The 14,088-nt window shown below is 66.4% G+C and carries 11 protein-coding genes; 2 read left to right on the top strand and 9 right to left on the bottom strand.

Annotation, left to right across the window (positions count from 1 at the left end):
• The first annotated feature begins 20 nt into the window (after positions 1–20).
• Positions 21–443 carry a DoxX family protein gene (locus PO883_RS16600; RefSeq protein ID WP_289310810.1) on the top strand — a complete coding sequence of 141 codons (423 nt, stop codon included), beginning with the start codon at positions 21–23 and terminating at the stop codon, positions 441–443.
• Between the two features lie 38 nt (positions 444–481).
• Here the strand turns inward: PO883_RS16600 and PO883_RS16605 are convergent, their stop codons facing one another.
• From PO883_RS16605 to PO883_RS16630, 6 genes are read right to left on the bottom strand one after another with little or no spacing between them, the layout of a single operon-like run.
• Positions 482–3,574: an efflux RND transporter permease subunit gene (locus PO883_RS16605; protein ID WP_289310754.1), complete on the bottom strand. Its 3,093-nt coding sequence runs from the start codon at positions 3,572–3,574 to the stop codon at positions 482–484.
• Positions 3,571–4,656, bottom strand: coding sequence for an efflux RND transporter periplasmic adaptor subunit (locus PO883_RS16610; RefSeq protein ID WP_289310755.1), 1,086 nt, complete (start codon positions 4,654–4,656; stop codon positions 3,571–3,573). The genes PO883_RS16605 and PO883_RS16610 overlap by 4 nt, the downstream gene beginning before the upstream one ends.
• Positions 4,653–5,843 carry an MFS transporter gene (locus PO883_RS16615; RefSeq protein ID WP_289310756.1) on the bottom strand — a complete coding sequence of 397 codons (1,191 nt, stop codon included), beginning with the start codon at positions 5,841–5,843 and terminating at the stop codon, positions 4,653–4,655. The genes PO883_RS16610 and PO883_RS16615 overlap by 4 nt, the downstream gene beginning before the upstream one ends.
• Positions 5,840–7,915 (bottom strand): ATP-grasp domain-containing protein, encoded by a 2,076-nt coding sequence (locus PO883_RS16620; RefSeq protein ID WP_289310757.1) that lies wholly within the window; start codon positions 7,913–7,915, stop codon positions 5,840–5,842. Before PO883_RS16620 ends, PO883_RS16615 begins: the two co-directional genes overlap by 4 nt.
• Before the next feature lie 18 nt (positions 7,916–7,933).
• Positions 7,934–8,941 carry a pyridoxal-phosphate dependent enzyme gene (locus tag PO883_RS16625; RefSeq protein ID WP_289310758.1) on the bottom strand — a complete coding sequence of 336 codons (1,008 nt, stop codon included), beginning with the start codon at positions 8,939–8,941 and terminating at the stop codon, positions 7,934–7,936.
• Between the two features lie 2 nt (positions 8,942–8,943).
• A complete protein-coding gene (locus PO883_RS16630; RefSeq protein ID WP_289310759.1) occupies positions 8,944–9,891 on the bottom strand; it encodes a hypothetical protein in 948 nt (315 codons plus the stop codon).
• A gap of 137 nt (positions 9,892–10,028) precedes the next feature.
• Between PO883_RS16630 and PO883_RS16635 the strand changes: the two genes are divergently transcribed.
• A complete protein-coding gene (locus PO883_RS16635) occupies positions 10,029–10,463 on the top strand; it encodes a Fur family transcriptional regulator (RefSeq protein ID WP_289310811.1) in 435 nt (144 codons plus the stop codon).
• A gap of 50 nt (positions 10,464–10,513) precedes the next feature.
• Here PO883_RS16635 and PO883_RS16640 read toward each other — a convergent pair whose 3' ends face one another.
• The 3 genes from PO883_RS16640 to PO883_RS16650 are packed head-to-tail and all read right to left on the bottom strand — an operon-like array spanning position 10,514 to position 14,057.
• Positions 10,514–11,977 (bottom strand): DUF3526 domain-containing protein, encoded by a 1,464-nt coding sequence (locus tag PO883_RS16640; protein WP_289310760.1) that lies wholly within the window; start codon positions 11,975–11,977, stop codon positions 10,514–10,516.
• Positions 11,974–13,347, bottom strand: a complete 1,374-nt coding sequence (locus tag PO883_RS16645; protein ID WP_289310761.1) for an ABC transporter permease subunit — start codon at positions 13,345–13,347, stop codon at positions 11,974–11,976. The genes PO883_RS16640 and PO883_RS16645 overlap by 4 nt, the downstream gene beginning before the upstream one ends.
• Positions 13,344–14,057, bottom strand: coding sequence for an ABC transporter ATP-binding protein (locus PO883_RS16650; protein WP_289310762.1), 714 nt, complete (start codon positions 14,055–14,057; stop codon positions 13,344–13,346). The genes PO883_RS16645 and PO883_RS16650 overlap by 4 nt, the downstream gene beginning before the upstream one ends.
• Positions 14,058–14,088: the final 31 nt, after the last annotated feature.

Genomic DNA, 14,088 nt, shown 5'->3' on the forward strand with positions numbered 1-14,088 from the left:
CTGAATCGAAGGGAAATACCATGAACAGCACGACTCAACACACTTCCGTTATTCCCGTCATCGGCCGCGTACTGCTGGCAGCGATCTTCATCTTCAGCGGGATCGGGAAAATCATGGCGCCGGCGGCCACCATCGGCTACATCGAGGCCATGGGCCTGCCGCTGGCATCGGTTGGCCTGGTCGTCGCCATTGCGGTCGAACTGGTGGGCGGGCTGATGCTCGCCCTGGGCATCAAGACACGCCTGGTGGCACTCGGGCTGGCGCTGTTCTCCATCGTGACCGGCCTGGTGTTCCACCATGCGATCGGCGACCAGAACCAGCTGATTCACCTGCTGAAAAACCTGGCCATGGCCGGGGGCCTGCTGCAAGTGGTCGCCTTTGGCGCCGGTGCGTACAGCCTGGAGTCGAAAGCCGCTGGCACGGCTGGCCGCCAGCCTGCCTGATCGTTTTTGCCAGGCGGAGCGCCGGGGACGGCGCTCCGTCAAAGGACCGTCTCGCCAACAACGCAATCACGGCGTCCGGCCCGCGCCGGTTTCTCCCGCCGACGCTTCGCCTTGCGCTCAAACCGGTCCAGCGCCAGGTACATCACCGGCGTCACATACAGCGTAACCAGCTGCGAAAACGCCAGTCCCCCGACCACCGCAAGTCCCAGCGGCTGGCGCAGCTCGGCCCCCGCACCCCATCCCAGCGCAATCGGCAGGGCACCCATCAGCGCCGCCATCGTCGTCATCATGATCGGCCGGAAGCGCAGCAGGCAAGCCTGCCGCACCGCCAGGTCCGGCGCCATGCCTTCCTCGCGCTGCAGGTGAAGCGCAAAGTCGATGATCATGATGGCGTTCTTCTTCACGATCCCGATCAGCAGCAACATGCCGATTACCGCAATCATGGTCAGCTCCATCCCGGACAGCCATAAGGTCAGCAGCGCGCCAACCGCCGCCGATGGCAACCCGGCCAGGATGGTCAGCGGGTGAATATAGCTCTCGTACAGGACCCCGAGCAGGATGTAGATCACCCCGAGCGCGGCCACGATCAGCCATACCTGGCTCGATTGCGCCTCCTGGAACACCGCCGCGTCGCCGCCATAACGCGCCACGATGGACGCCGGCAGCCGCATGTCCCGCCCCATGGCATCGATGGCGCCGGTCGCCGCATCCAGCGCCACGCCGGGCGCCAGGTTGAACGACAGCGTGATCGCTTGCAGCTGCCCCTGGTGATTGACCGACAAGGGCCCCAGCGTGCGCTCCACCGTCGCAAAGCTCGACACGTTCACCAGCTCACCCGCCTTGCTGCGCACCGACACATGGCCCAGTGCGTCCTCGAACTGGCGCTCGGCCTGCGCCGATTCGAGGATGACCGAATAGGTGGAGGCCGTCCCGTACATGGTCGCCACCTGGCGCTCGCCAAAGGCCGAATACAGTGCGCTGCGCAGATCGGCGACCCGCACGCCCAGCACCGCCGCCTTGTCGCGGTCGATCTTCAAGCTCGCCTGCAAGCCGCGGTTGCGCGCATCGCTGGTCACGTCGCTAAAGCGCGGGTCGGCCCGCATCCGCTCCAGGAAACGCGCTGCCCATTCATCGGGACCGCCGGCGCCTACGCTTTGCAGCGTGTACTGGTAGCGGCTCTTGCTCGGCCGCCCGCCCACCTGGAAATTCTGCACGGGCTTGACATACACGGCCACGCCGGCAATGGTGCTGGTGGCGCGCTTCAGGCTCGCGATCACATCGGCCATCGGCGCGCGCTGCCCGCGTGGTTTCAGCAGCAGGAACAGGCTACCGCTGTTGTCGCCGCTGACCGACGACGTCACATCGCGCACATTCGGATCGGCCTTGATTGCCGCCGCCACCTTCACTTGCAGTGCCAGCATGGCGGCGGGCGATATATCTTCCGATGCCTCGGTCGACACGCGGATCTGGCCCAGGTCCTCTTCCGGCAGCAGGCCCTTGGGAATGGCCACATACAGCCCCACCGTCAGCGCCAGAAGGGCCAGTGCCGCCAGCAGCACCATGGGCCGGTGCGCGAGCGCCTTGTCGAGCGATCTCGCATACGCCCTTTCGACGCGCCCGAAGGCGGTATTGGTGGCTGCGCCGTGACGTTCATGTTCAGTCAGCAGTCGGCTCGACAGCATCGGCACCAGCGTCAGCGACACCAGCGCCGACACCAGTACCGCGAGCGACACCACCACGGCAAACTCGTGGAACAGCAATCCCATCACCCCCGGCATGAAGAAGACCGGCATGAACACCGCCGCCAGCGAGATCGAGATCGACACGATGGTCAGGCTCACTTCGCGCGCCCCGGTGATGGCGGCATCAACCGGGGTCTTGCCCGCCTCGATATGGCGCACGATGTTCTCCAGCACCACGATCGCATCGTCCACCACCAGCCCCACGGCCAGGGTGATCCCCAGTAGCGAGACATTATTCAGGCTGTAGCCGAGCCAGTGCATCAGCAGCAGCGCGCCAAGCAGGGAAATTGGAATCGCCAGCGCCGGGATCAGGGTCGCCGCCGCATGGCGCAGGAACAAAAAGATCACCAGGATCACCAGCGCGATGGTCAGCCCGAGCGTGATATTCACGTCATGCATCGCCTCGCGCACCGATACCGAACGGTCGTTGACCATATTGATCGCCACCGATTGCGGCAACTGCGTGCGCATGCGTTCGAGCGTGCGCCTGGCCGCGTCGACCACGGCCAGGGTATTCGCATCCGGCTGCCGGTACAGCAGCAGCACGATCGAGCGCTCGCCGTTAAAACTGCTGGCCGAGCGCACCGACTGGTAGCTGTCCTCGACGTCGGCCACGTCGCCAAGGCGCACCGGCTGGCCTGCGCGCATGGCCACGATCAACCCGGCATAGTCGGCTGCCTTGAGCAGTTGTGCGTTACCCTGGATGACCATGGTCTGGGCCGGCCCGTCCAGCACACCGAGCGGCGTATTGGCGTTGGCCGCTTGCAGCGCGGCCGCCAGTTCATCCATCGACAGGTCGCGCGCCTTCATGCGGCCGGGATGGGCGCGCACCCGCACGGCGAAGCGCTTCTGGCCCAGTACCGTCAACTGCGCCACGCCGGGCAGGCCCGACAAGGCTGGCGCGATCAGGTTCTCCGCGTAGTCGTTCAGCTCCGACAAGTCCATCGATGGCGACGTCAACTCCATTGACAGCACCGGCGCTTCGGCCGGATTGACCTTGCGGTACGACGGCAGCTCGGTCATTTCTCGCGGCAGCGCGCGTTGCGCCCGCAGCAGCGCCGCCTGCACGTCCACCGCGGCGGCATTGATGTCGATGGCCGGCCCGAACTCCAGTGTCAGCGATGTCGCGCCCAGGGTGCTGGTGGAGGTCAGCAAGGTGACGCCGGCAATCGCCGAAAACTCCTTCTCCAGCGGCAGCGCCACCGACGCGGCCATCGTTTCCGGACTCGCACCCGGCAGGTTGGCCTGCACGTTGATGACCGGCGTGTTGTAGCTCGGTAGCGCGGACACGGGAATGAAGCGGTAAGCCAGCAGCCCGGCAATCACCAGGCTGGCCGACAGCAGCACCACCATCACGGGGCGCTCGATGCAATAGGCGGACAGGTTCATCCCCGGCCCGCCTTGACGCGCGCACCGGGCTTCAGATTCTGCTTGCCCTCGGTGACGATGGTTTCGCTGCCCGCCAGGCCGGTGACCGCCGCATTCGACCCGAACGCATGCAGCCGCGTCACCTCCACCTGTGCCACCGTCTGGTCCGGCCCCACCACATACACGAAGGTGCCGGCGGGGCTGGTGATCATCGCCGCCTGCGGAATCACGACCGCGCTGCGCAGCGTGCGCACGGTGACGCGCGCGTCCACATACTGCCCCGGCCACATGCCGGCGTCGCCATTCTCGAAACTCGCCTTGACCCGGATCGACCCCGCGACCGGGTCGACGCGGTTGTCGATGAAGCTCAGCGTCCCGCTGCGGTGGTTAGCCTCCACTGCGACCGCGCCGCGCTGGTGCGCCGCCAGCAGTTCGCCCACGTTCGACTCCGGCAGGGTGAATGCGACCGCAATCGGATCGATCCGGGTGACCGTGGCAAGCAGGGTACTCACCTGCACCAGGCTACCCGGATACACCGTGATCGCGCCAACCCGGCCCGCCATCGGCGCGCGGATCGTGTTGTAGCTGGCGCCCACCGTTGCGGCCCGCAACGCTGCCTGGCCGGCCCGCAGCAGTGCGCGCTGCGCATCGACCTCGCTGCGCAGCGTATCGACCGCGTTGATGGCGATGAACTGCTTCTCCAGCAGTTCCATGCTGCGCCCGTAGCGCAGCTCCAGGCCGGCCAGCGCCGCCTCGTCGCGCATCACCTGCGCCTGCGCGCGCTCCACGCCGGCGCGTTCGGCACGCTCGTCCAGTGAAAACAGCAGCTGGCCTTCCTTGACGAACTGGCCCTCGCGGATATGCACTTGCTTCACCAGGCTGGTGGTCTGCGCGTGCAGGTCCACCTCGCTGGACGGGGTCACCGTGCCATTCGCCCGCAGCACCACCGGTACGTCGCGCACCACCGCCACCACGGTATTGACCACGACGGCGGGCGGGGAGGGCGGAGCCGCCTGGGCGCGCGCGGGCGTGCTCCAGTAGCGCGCCGCACTGGCCACGGCCACCGCGCCGCACAGCAGGGCAATCGCATGCTGCTTGTTCATGCGGCCTCCCGCGCGCGTGGCGCCAAACGGAACAGGCCGAAGGCGCTCAAGAGCCCGACCGCGCAAAATATCATCCACGGCAGTTGCGGCCATTGACGCGCGCTTGAGAACTCGACCAGCCAGCCGCCGGTCACATTGCCGATCGCGCCGCCAAGCGCCAGGCTGAGCGAACTGAAACCGAGAAAGGTCCCCAGCGCCTGCGGATTGGCCATGCTGGCGATCAGGTTCTGCATGGTCGGCCGTACCAGGATGGCGCCCACCGAAAACGCCGCCACGCACACCAGGAAGGCCGCGAAGGTATGCGCCAGCGCGATGGCGCCGGCACCGAGCGCGATGATGGTCACGCCCAGCACCAGGATCTGCTGCGTCGACAGCCAGCGCTCCGCCACCCGCAGCAGGTGATATTGCAGCAGCACCGTCAGGCCGGCGCTGAGCGCGAACATGATGCCCACGCTATCCTGGTTTCCGCTCAGGCGTTCGGCCAGCAGCGGAAAGCTGATATTGATCTGTACCGCCACGAACCAGTACCCCATCATCAGGCCGGTGAACAGCAAAAAGGGCCGGTCGCGCGTCACCAGGCCGAGACGGTGCGTCATGGCCTGCGGCGCCTCCTGGATTTCCAGCGGCGGCAGCATCCACAGCGCGATGCCGCAGTTGAGCGCGAAGCACGCGGCCGCAGCCAGGCACACCATCTGGAAGTCCACATGCAGCAGCGCCACGCCGGCCAGCGGGCCAATGGTGCTGGCAATCCCGCTGACCCAGTTACTGAGCGAGTAGTAGCGCGGCCGCGTCTCGTCGGTGGTCAGGGCCGCAATCGCCGCCTGGTAAGGCGCCTCGAACAGTGCGCCACCGAGTGCCGACACCACCATCGCCACGCACAGCATGACGGCATCATCGGCGAACGCCAGGCTGGCAAAGCCGGCCGCGCGTAGCAGCACGCCCAGGCAGATCATGGGCCGCACGCCGAAGCGGTCTGCCAGCATGCCGCCCACCAGTGCGAGGCCCTGCTGGGTCATCTGGCGCAGTGCCAGCGCGCCGCCGACCACGGCTGCGGCCATGCCCGCGTTGCTCACGAAGTGCACGCTCACCAGCGGCATCAGCATCGCAAAGCCGACCACCATCAGGAAGGTGTACACCAGCAGGGCATTGAGTCCGCGTTTGCAGACCTGGCCGGATAGCACAGTCATGGCGCGCGGTACAGGTAGACGGAGGTCGGGTCGGCGCTGAACTGCGAGAACGGGAACGGTTCGGCGCATACCGCGCTGACGCCGTCGCCCAGGAAGCGCGGGATGATGCCGCTGCCCGTCTGTGCGTACACGATCAGCGGAATGCCGCGCCGCCGCGCCGCCATCAGGATCTCGTCGAACGACCCGTTGGACAAGGTCATGCCGGTGGCGATGATCATGTCGGCCTGCTCCAGGATCGGCAGCATGTCGCGCGCCACTTCCAGCCCGCTCTGGGTGCGGTCCATGTTGAAGTCGCACGGCAGGCAAATCCCGCCATGCCGCACGATCGCGTCCACCAGCGGATTGACCACGCCGATCAGGCCCACACGCTGGCCCGGCTTGATCGACACCAGCGCGGCAATCGCATTGTCGCGCGCCACGGCACGCACCGGCGGCGCGCCGGCTGGCAGCAGCATCGCTTGCGCCAGCGCCGATTCGCGCGGTGGCCGCACCGCGTTCAGGTAAGCGTCGAGCGCGGCGATGCGCACCGGCAGGCGCGGATCGGCCAGCAGGTCGGCCACGCTGCTGCCCGCCAGCGCGGGCGCAATCGTCGGGTCGAGCGCGTCGCGTTCGATGCAGCAGGCGCCAAAGGCCGCCCCCACGCGCAGCACCAGATAGTAGTTGCGGTAGGTTTGCTGGGTGCCCGGAAAACGCGTGCTCTGCGAAATCCACGATGCGCCGGCCACGTGCATCGACTCCGGCGCCGGTCCGTACAGGCCGCACTGCACGTCTTCGATCAGGCCCGCCACGTTCCACGGCGCGGCCGGCTCCCTGGCGCCGCCCGCGAAGCTGATCTCGACCCGGCTTAATGCCTTCTCCGCATATTTGCGCGCATCCAGGCCGTCCGGATCGACCGCGACCACGTGGCCCAGGTAGCAGGCGTTGTCGATCGGCGCGTCCAGGTCCTTGCCGGTGGCGTTCGCAATCAGCGCGCGCGCAACGTGCGGCGCGCTGGCCACGCTATCGATGCCGGTCATGGCATTGACCCTGCCTGCGCCCGCCGGGACCAGGAACTTGATGGCGGCGCTCTGCACGCCGGTCTCCTTGCGCGCAAGGTCGGGCTGGCGGCCAAGCGCCAGGTCGATCTGGGCGGACAGGAATGCAATGCCCGTCACCCGCTCGATCAACTCCGCAATGTAATTGCCGCCCGGGCGCGGATTGATCTCGACGATGCGCGGCCCCTTGCGCGTGATCTTCACTTCGGTGTGGCTGATGCCGTGGTCGAAGCCGACCGCCTGCAACGCCGCCGTCACCAGCTCGCATACCGCTTCGCTCACGTCGCCGTCCAGCCGCGCCGGGAACATATGCCCATCCTCGATAAAACAGGGGAAACCCGTCAGGCTCTTGTCGGTGATGCCGATGATGCTTGTCTGTCCGCCAAAGGTGCAGGCTTCCACGCTGACTTCCTCGCCCTTCATGTACTCTTCCAGCAGCCATAACGGCTCGCGCGCCTGCTCGCGGAAGTTGGCCGGGAATGCTTCCAGCGCGCTGAAGGCGGCGTGCAGTTCCGCTTCATCCCTGACCAGCTTGACGAACGCGCTCGATGCCAGGTCCGACGGCTTGAGGATCAGCGGATAGCCGATCTCGTTGGCCGCCTCGCGTGCCGCGTCCCACGACGTCACCGCGCGGAATACGGGATTGGGCAGCCCGGCCTTTTCCAGCGCCTCGCGCACCAGGTGTTTGCGGCGCACCATCGCCACGTTGCTGCAAAACGCCTGCGGCAGTTCCAGCACCTGCGCGACCTGGGCCACGGTGTCGATGTAGTAGTCGCAGATGGTCACCACGCCGTCGAATTTGAGCATGCGGTGCTGGGCGCGCAGGAAGGCAATCAGCGCCGGCACGTCGTTGGTCTCGGTCGTCAGTACGTTGGCGGCGTGCGCCAGCACCGGATGAATCGGAGCGTCGTCCCCGTCCAGATAGTGGCCGCGGTTGCGCGTTACGAAGGTGTAGGTGTGGCCGGCGCCGGTGATGGTGGCGGGGAAGATGCGGCCGGTGCCACCGACCCAGCTTTCGATCATTAACAGGTGTGCCATGGTGTGATTACTCCCTTTTCAGTTGAATGTTTCGGTGGCGGTGCGGCGCTTCCAGTCCATCACCGACCAGGGCAGCACAAGCTGCTCGTGCGAGTCGACGTGGACGGGCGCCAGCGCATGCAGTTCCAGCGCGTTCGCGTGCTGCGCGAAGACCGCGTCCACGTAGCGGTGACCGGTATCGGGCGCGATGAACAGCACAGTGCGCTCGGGACGCAACTGCGCTTCACGGGCGGCGGCAAGGTAGCAGCAGCCGCTCGACAGGCCGGCAAAGATCGCGTGCCTGCGCAGCAGGGCCACCGCGCCCGCCAGCCCATAATCGAAACCGATCCAGTGGATCTGGTCGTACAGCGCGTGCTGCACGTTGCGAAAGGGGATGCCGGTGCCGATGCCGGCGATGATGATGCCCGGGTCTTCGATATGGGCGCAGCCGAAGGTGACACTGCCGAACGGCTGTACCCCAACCAGTTCCACCGCATCGTCGGAGCAGCGCAGCGCGCGCGCCAGGCCGCCGGTGGAACAGCCCGAACCGACGCCGCCGACGATGGTCAGCTTATCGGTGCCGAGCAGGCGTTCGATCTCGCTGGCGATCGGCTCATATCCGGCGTAATGAATGTCGTCGTGGTACTGCTGCATCCAGTGCACATGCGGGTTGGCCGCGCGGATGTCCTGGATGCGCGCGACGCGCAGGCTCTGGTCCATCTTCAGCGTGGCCGAGGGCGGCACCTGTTCCACGTTCGCCCCGAGCAGCTGGAGCTGCACCATCAGCGTCTTGTCCACCGTTTTCGAGGCGATGATGTGGCACTGCATGTCGAACTTGTGGCATGCCAGTGCGAGCGCGTAGGCATAGATGCCGCTGGAGCTGTCGAGCAGTGTGTCGCCGCGCCGGATCACGCCCGCTGCCAGCAAGCGCTCGACCGCCACCAGCGTCGAATACACCTTCATCGTCTCGAAACGGGCGACATACAGGTTGGGGCCGAGGCGTACGAAGTCCGGCGCCTTGATGGCGTCCGCAATGTGATCGAACATGGTCAGAATCCTGTCTGGACGAAGCGGCTTTGATAGCCAAGGCCGCGAAAGAATGACGAGAGCGCCCCCATTTGCGTGGGGCCCGGTTTGTGGATGTAGAGGTAGCCCGCCAGGCTGCCCGTATGCGCGACGAAAATGCCATCGGCGCCATAGCGCGCCTGGTTCTTGAGCAGCACGCCGAGGTTGCGCTTGGGGATGGCGTCCTGCCCCAGCACCGCGCTGGCCGTGGCGCATGCCGCGATGGCGGCCGGGTCGTTGCGCAGGAAAGCGTCGACCGCCTTGTCGAGATTGGCCGTGTAGGGCGTCAGCCGCTCCTGGTACAGCGCGAGCAGGCGCGCGCCGGTTCTTTCGGTATCGATGCGGTTGCCCTCGTCGATATAACAGGCATGGAAGGTCGGTGCGCTGCCGAAGCACTGCACCACCTGCTGGCGCCCGCTCAGGTACAGCGCGTAGGTATCCAAAAACACGCTGTCCGAGCGTTCGATCGCACGCAGGGTGGCCGATATCGATTCGCCAGGCGACTCGATGCCGAAGATCGCGTCGAGGCAGCGGATGGTGGCCACGATGTCGGCCGTCGAACTGGCCATCCCTTTCCCTTCCAGCAGTTCGGAATCGTGGCTCCAGGTCCCGGGCGGCAGGCGCTTGCGGTGCAGCGCCAGGTAGTGTGCGATCGCTTGCTGGCACTTGGTCTTGGTGGCGAGCGCGTGATCCGCGCCAGCGCGTTCGCCGTGGGTGAAGTGCATGCAGCTGTATTTTTTGACCGGTAGCGAGATCAGGCTGATATGTGCCGCGCCATCGTCGATATACGGGCCTTGAATCAGCTCGCCCAGGGTGCCGTGGCAGATCCCGCTGCTGATCGTTGCCGGCGCGCTGGCCGGGTCGGTCGGCCAGGCGAAGTCGCGCCGCGCCGCTGGTGTGGATCTGCTGTCTGCGAAGTCGATGGAAGGCACGGAATGATGGCTTTCGTGGTGGAGGTCGGGAGAGCATTACCTGACTGCTTGGCGTTAACGATAATGCATTATCATTAGTGGGGCAAGTGTTTGTTCAGCTTTATGGGATAATGGGTTTTTGCTTCAACAGCCTTGCCATGGAACGTTCTACACGCCAGCGGACAGCGATTCGTACTGTCATCGATGCGGCGGCCCGCCCGCTTACACCTCAGGAAATTCTCGCCGGGGTACGCGAGACCGTGTCCGAAATCGGCATCGCGACCATTTACCGCAACCTCAAGCTGCTGCTCGACGACGGCACGATCCAGACCGTGAGCCTGCCGGGCGAAAATGCGCGTTACGAAATGAGCCACGCGGCGCATCACCACCATCACCACTTCCACTGCGTGCCGTGCGATCGGGTGTTCGATGTCGAAGGCTGTCCGGGCACGATGGAAAATCTCGCGCCGGCGGGGTTTGTGATCGACCGCCACGAGCTGACCCTGTACGGCGTGTGTGCGGACTGCTCGGCGGAGCGCGCGAAGGCGGCGCCGGTGCCGAAACGCCGGGCGCGCGCGCCGAAGACGCATTAACCCCGTCGTTCCCGCCGAGTGCCGCCTTGGCGCGGGAACGACTGTTCGCGTCACACCCTGAACCGCCGCCCGCTCCACAGCATCAGCACCACTGCATCCGCCAGCATCCACAAATACCCCACCGCCCCGCCAATACGCCCGGCCACGCCATCGAGCGGCCGGTCCGCCTGGAAGCGCGGTATCTTGTCGTGATCCGTGAAGTTCAGCCGCGCCGCGCAACCCTGGCATGGATTGGCCGGATTGGCCGCTTCCGCCAGCGCGCGCGGCCAAAAAAACGCCCGCAGTTCGTCCGTATAGTCCTTTGTCCGCTGCAAGAAGCGCTTGTGCCGCTCCACGCCGCTGCCCGCTGCCTGCTGCAGCAAGGTATCGAACACCATCGCCGGCGATAGCCAGCGCAGCGCGGCTGCCCGTCCCGCCGCATCCTCGCTCTGGCGCGCCGCAGCCGCAACGCGCTCCTCCACCTGTCGTTCCACCGCCTGCTGTACCGCAATCTGCTTGGTTGCATACGACACCTTGCCAATCCGCTCTGCCGCCGCCGCATACGCAGGCTCGGCCCGCGCAAACCTGACGAACAGCGCGTCGCGATTGGCCGGTGTGAAGTCGTTCGCGCGCCGCAGGTCGTCGAGATACAGCAGTGGCGACGGCGCCGGATACGCCATGTCAATCAGCAGCGCACCGGCCGCCGGCACAAAGAAAGTAAATCCGATCCACACCGACACCAGCCGCAGATAGCTGCCCACCACCCCGATGCGGCTCGCCACCAGCGCCGTCAGCGCCACCCAGAACAAGGTGAAGCCGGCCAGCGCCGCGCCCAGCAGCAGCATCGTATCGAGCGCCTGCATGCTCCAGCAGGGGGTGTCCGCCACCAGCAGGGCCAGCACCGTCGCCACGAGCGTGAACGGCACGCATACGATGGCGGCAACGCTGAACTTGAGCATCACCAGTTGGCGGAAGGATGGCAGTTGCGCCGCCATCAGCCGCAGCGCACCGGAGTCGCGCTCCGCCGCCAGGCGAGAAGCACCGATGGCGATCAAGGCCAGCGGCAGCACATACACCAGCACGAACGCCAGGTCGAAGTCGCCCAGGCTCAGGATGCGCGGGTTGATGAAGTCGAACGCGGCAGCCGGCGGCGCCACGTAATCGAGATCGGTCTTGATATAGAACGGCAGCAGGCGTGACTGGCCGATGGCAAGCCCCGCCAGCGGCGACGGCGGCTTGAGCGCATACGCCGTGAGGCCGTAACGCATGTAGCCGGCGGCGTCGGACGGGTCTTGCCAGTACGGCAGCAGCGTGCCGGCGGGGCGGCCGTAGCGCGCCACGTCGGCCTGCTGCCTTGCGACCTTGGTTGCCGCGTGCATCTTCACCCGGTCGACGGTGGCTTGCTGTTGATCGGCATTGGCCTGGCCGTTGACCGCTCCCCACGCCAGCGCCGCAAACAGCAGCGCGCCGATAATCCACGTAAAGCGTGCCTTGAGCAGCATCGCCAGTTCGATCAGGAACAGTGCGCGCGTCATGGCTGCACTCCTTTCGCCGCGCGCCAGGCGGCAAGGCCGGCCAGGACGCACCATCCAGACAGCAGCAGCAATGGCGCCGCCGCGTTTACAAGCACGCCGTGCAAGGGCGGCGCGCGGTAGGCAAAGGCCGGCACCGATTCCCAGAACTGCTTGCCGGTCGACGCGCTCGCGTCCTCGTGCTCCGTGTGGCGCATCAAGTCTCCATTGAGGCGGTTGACCATCGCGCGCCGGTAGGTTTCGGCGGCGTCGATGAAAAGCCGGTGCTGGTAAAAGTCGGTACCGGCGACGGCCGCGCCGGCCGCTTGCAGCGCGACCGTCGGCGAGATGGCGCCCAGCCAGCCGAAGGCGCGGTCCTGCTCCTCCACCGAGTCGTAAAAACGGCCGAGAATGCGGTCGAAGACTTCATGCGATTCGCGCTCCGACTGGTCGAGCTGTGCGGCGCGCACATTGCTCACATTGGCCTTGAGCAGCGCCCGGCGCCGCGCTTCCCATTTCTCGGCGCCTTCGTAGGCGGGCGCCGCGTTCTCAAGGCGGCTGCGCACTTCCTGGTACGAGGGCACCGGCGCGAGCACCTGCGCGGCATTGCCGGCGGCGCGCGGCAGCACCACGCACAGCACCAGCCAGAGCACCAGCATGATGGTCAGTGCGGCGCGTCCGCTGGGCGCCTTGAGCGACACCGCCAGCGCAATCAGTAAAAACACCAGCAGGTACATGAAGTTCAGCAGGCTCCAGATGGCCAGCCGGCTCGCGCCGTTCCAGCCGGCGTCGGGCAGCGCTTGCAGCGCGAAGGTCCCCATCGCCACCACGGGAGCGAGCGCCATGCACACCAGCGCGCCCACCATCACCGTGAAACGCGCCAGCAGAAGCCGTGCGGGCGTGGCGCCATTACCGAAAGCCATGCGCAGGGTGCCGCGCTGGCGGTCCTGGGCAAAGCCGGCAAATCCTAGCAGGATCGCAAATATCGGCCCGAGCACTTCGAGCACTTGCGCCACCGAGGCGGCGCTGCGCATGATCGGATCGGCATCCTGGCCGGGGCGGAAAATCATCTCGTTGCGCTTGTGCGCCTCCAGCCAGACCGACAGGCCGACAAACGGTTCGATGCCCGGCGCCAGCACCACCAGCGGCGACGACGGCTTGACCGCCCACACGCCGAAATGCGCGGCGCTGTGCGGGTCTTTCTGGCCCTGGGCGACCCAGCGCGCGCGTTCGGATGCGGCGAAGCGCGTGCGTTCGTCGGCAAGGCGCGCGGCGCCGTTCATCGATGAAAAAAACACGATCAGCAGTAGCAGTGGCGCCAGCATGGCGACCCAGCGCAGGCGCGGTTCGCGCCACAGGCGCTGGGCTTCGGCGCGCAGCAGCGCCGCGCTCATTGCGCCAGCTCCGCGATATAGACCTGTTCCAGCGCCGCGTGCGCGGTCGCCTGCGGATCGATTTCGCGTTCGATGCGGCCCCCGTGCAGCACGCCGACGCGGGTGGCCACTTCCTTGATGCGGTACAGGTCATGGGTGGCCATCAAAATGGCGACGCCACGCCGGGCCGCCGCGCGCAGAAGGCCGGAGAGCTCGGACGCGGCCAGCGGGTCGAGGCCCGATGTCGGCTCGTCGAGCAGCAGCAGCTTCGCGTCGCGCGCCATGGCAATCGCGATGCCGACTTTTTGGCGCATGCCTTTCGAGTAGTTGCGCGCGTGGCGGTCGTGCGCATCGGCACGCAGGCCGGACTCGGTCAGCAGGCGGCGCAGGGTGGCGTCATCGAGCGTGATTGACGCCAGTAGCGAGAAGTAGCGCAGGTTTTCCAGCCCGCTCAGTTCCGGATAAATCGCCACCTGTTCCGGCAGATAGGCAATCGCGCGGCGCGTGCGGGCCGCGTCGCCCGCCACCGGTTCGCCGCACACATGGATGCTGCCGCCATCCGGCTGCAAAAATCCGAGGATCAGGTTGAGGGCCGTGGTTTTTCCGGCGCCGTTGGGGGCGAGCAGCGCGTACACCTCGCCCGCCTGCAAGGTGAGCGAGAGGCCATTCAGGGCCACGCGCTCGCCGAATCGGCGCGTGACATTGTCCATCTGGAGGGCAGGTTTCATCATATCCATGGGGTTGGCATAACTAAAAGATTGC

The sequence above is a fragment of the Massilia sp. DJPM01 genome (assembly GCF_030348125.1).
GTDB lineage: Bacteria > Pseudomonadota > Gammaproteobacteria > Burkholderiales > Burkholderiaceae_D > Telluria_A > Telluria_A frigida.

Coding starts and splice junctions, on each gene's coding strand:
- PO883_RS16625 (WP_289310758.1), bottom strand. CDS start 8,941: ATGTTCGATCACATTGCGGACGCCATCAAGGCGCCGGACTTCGTACGC.
- PO883_RS16600 (WP_289310810.1), top strand. CDS start 21: ATGAACAGCACGACTCAACACACTTCCGTTATTCCCGTCATCGGCCGC.
- PO883_RS16640 (WP_289310760.1), bottom strand. CDS start 11,977: ATGACGCGCGCACTGTTCCTGATCGAACTGGCGATGCTGCTCAAGGCA.
- PO883_RS16650 (WP_289310762.1), bottom strand. CDS start 14,057: ATGATGAAACCTGCCCTCCAGATGGACAATGTCACGCGCCGATTCGGC.
- PO883_RS16615 (WP_289310756.1), bottom strand. CDS start 5,843: ATGACTGTGCTATCCGGCCAGGTCTGCAAACGCGGACTCAATGCCCTG.
- PO883_RS16635 (WP_289310811.1), top strand. CDS start 10,029: ATGGAACGTTCTACACGCCAGCGGACAGCGATTCGTACTGTCATCGAT.
- PO883_RS16645 (WP_289310761.1), bottom strand. CDS start 13,347: ATGAGCGCGGCGCTGCTGCGCGCCGAAGCCCAGCGCCTGTGGCGCGAA.
- PO883_RS16605 (WP_289310754.1), bottom strand. CDS start 3,574: ATGAACCTGTCCGCCTATTGCATCGAGCGCCCCGTGATGGTGGTGCTG.
- PO883_RS16620 (WP_289310757.1), bottom strand. CDS start 7,915: ATGGCACACCTGTTAATGATCGAAAGCTGGGTCGGTGGCACCGGCCGC.
- PO883_RS16610 (WP_289310755.1), bottom strand. CDS start 4,656: ATGAACAAGCAGCATGCGATTGCCCTGCTGTGCGGCGCGGTGGCCGTG.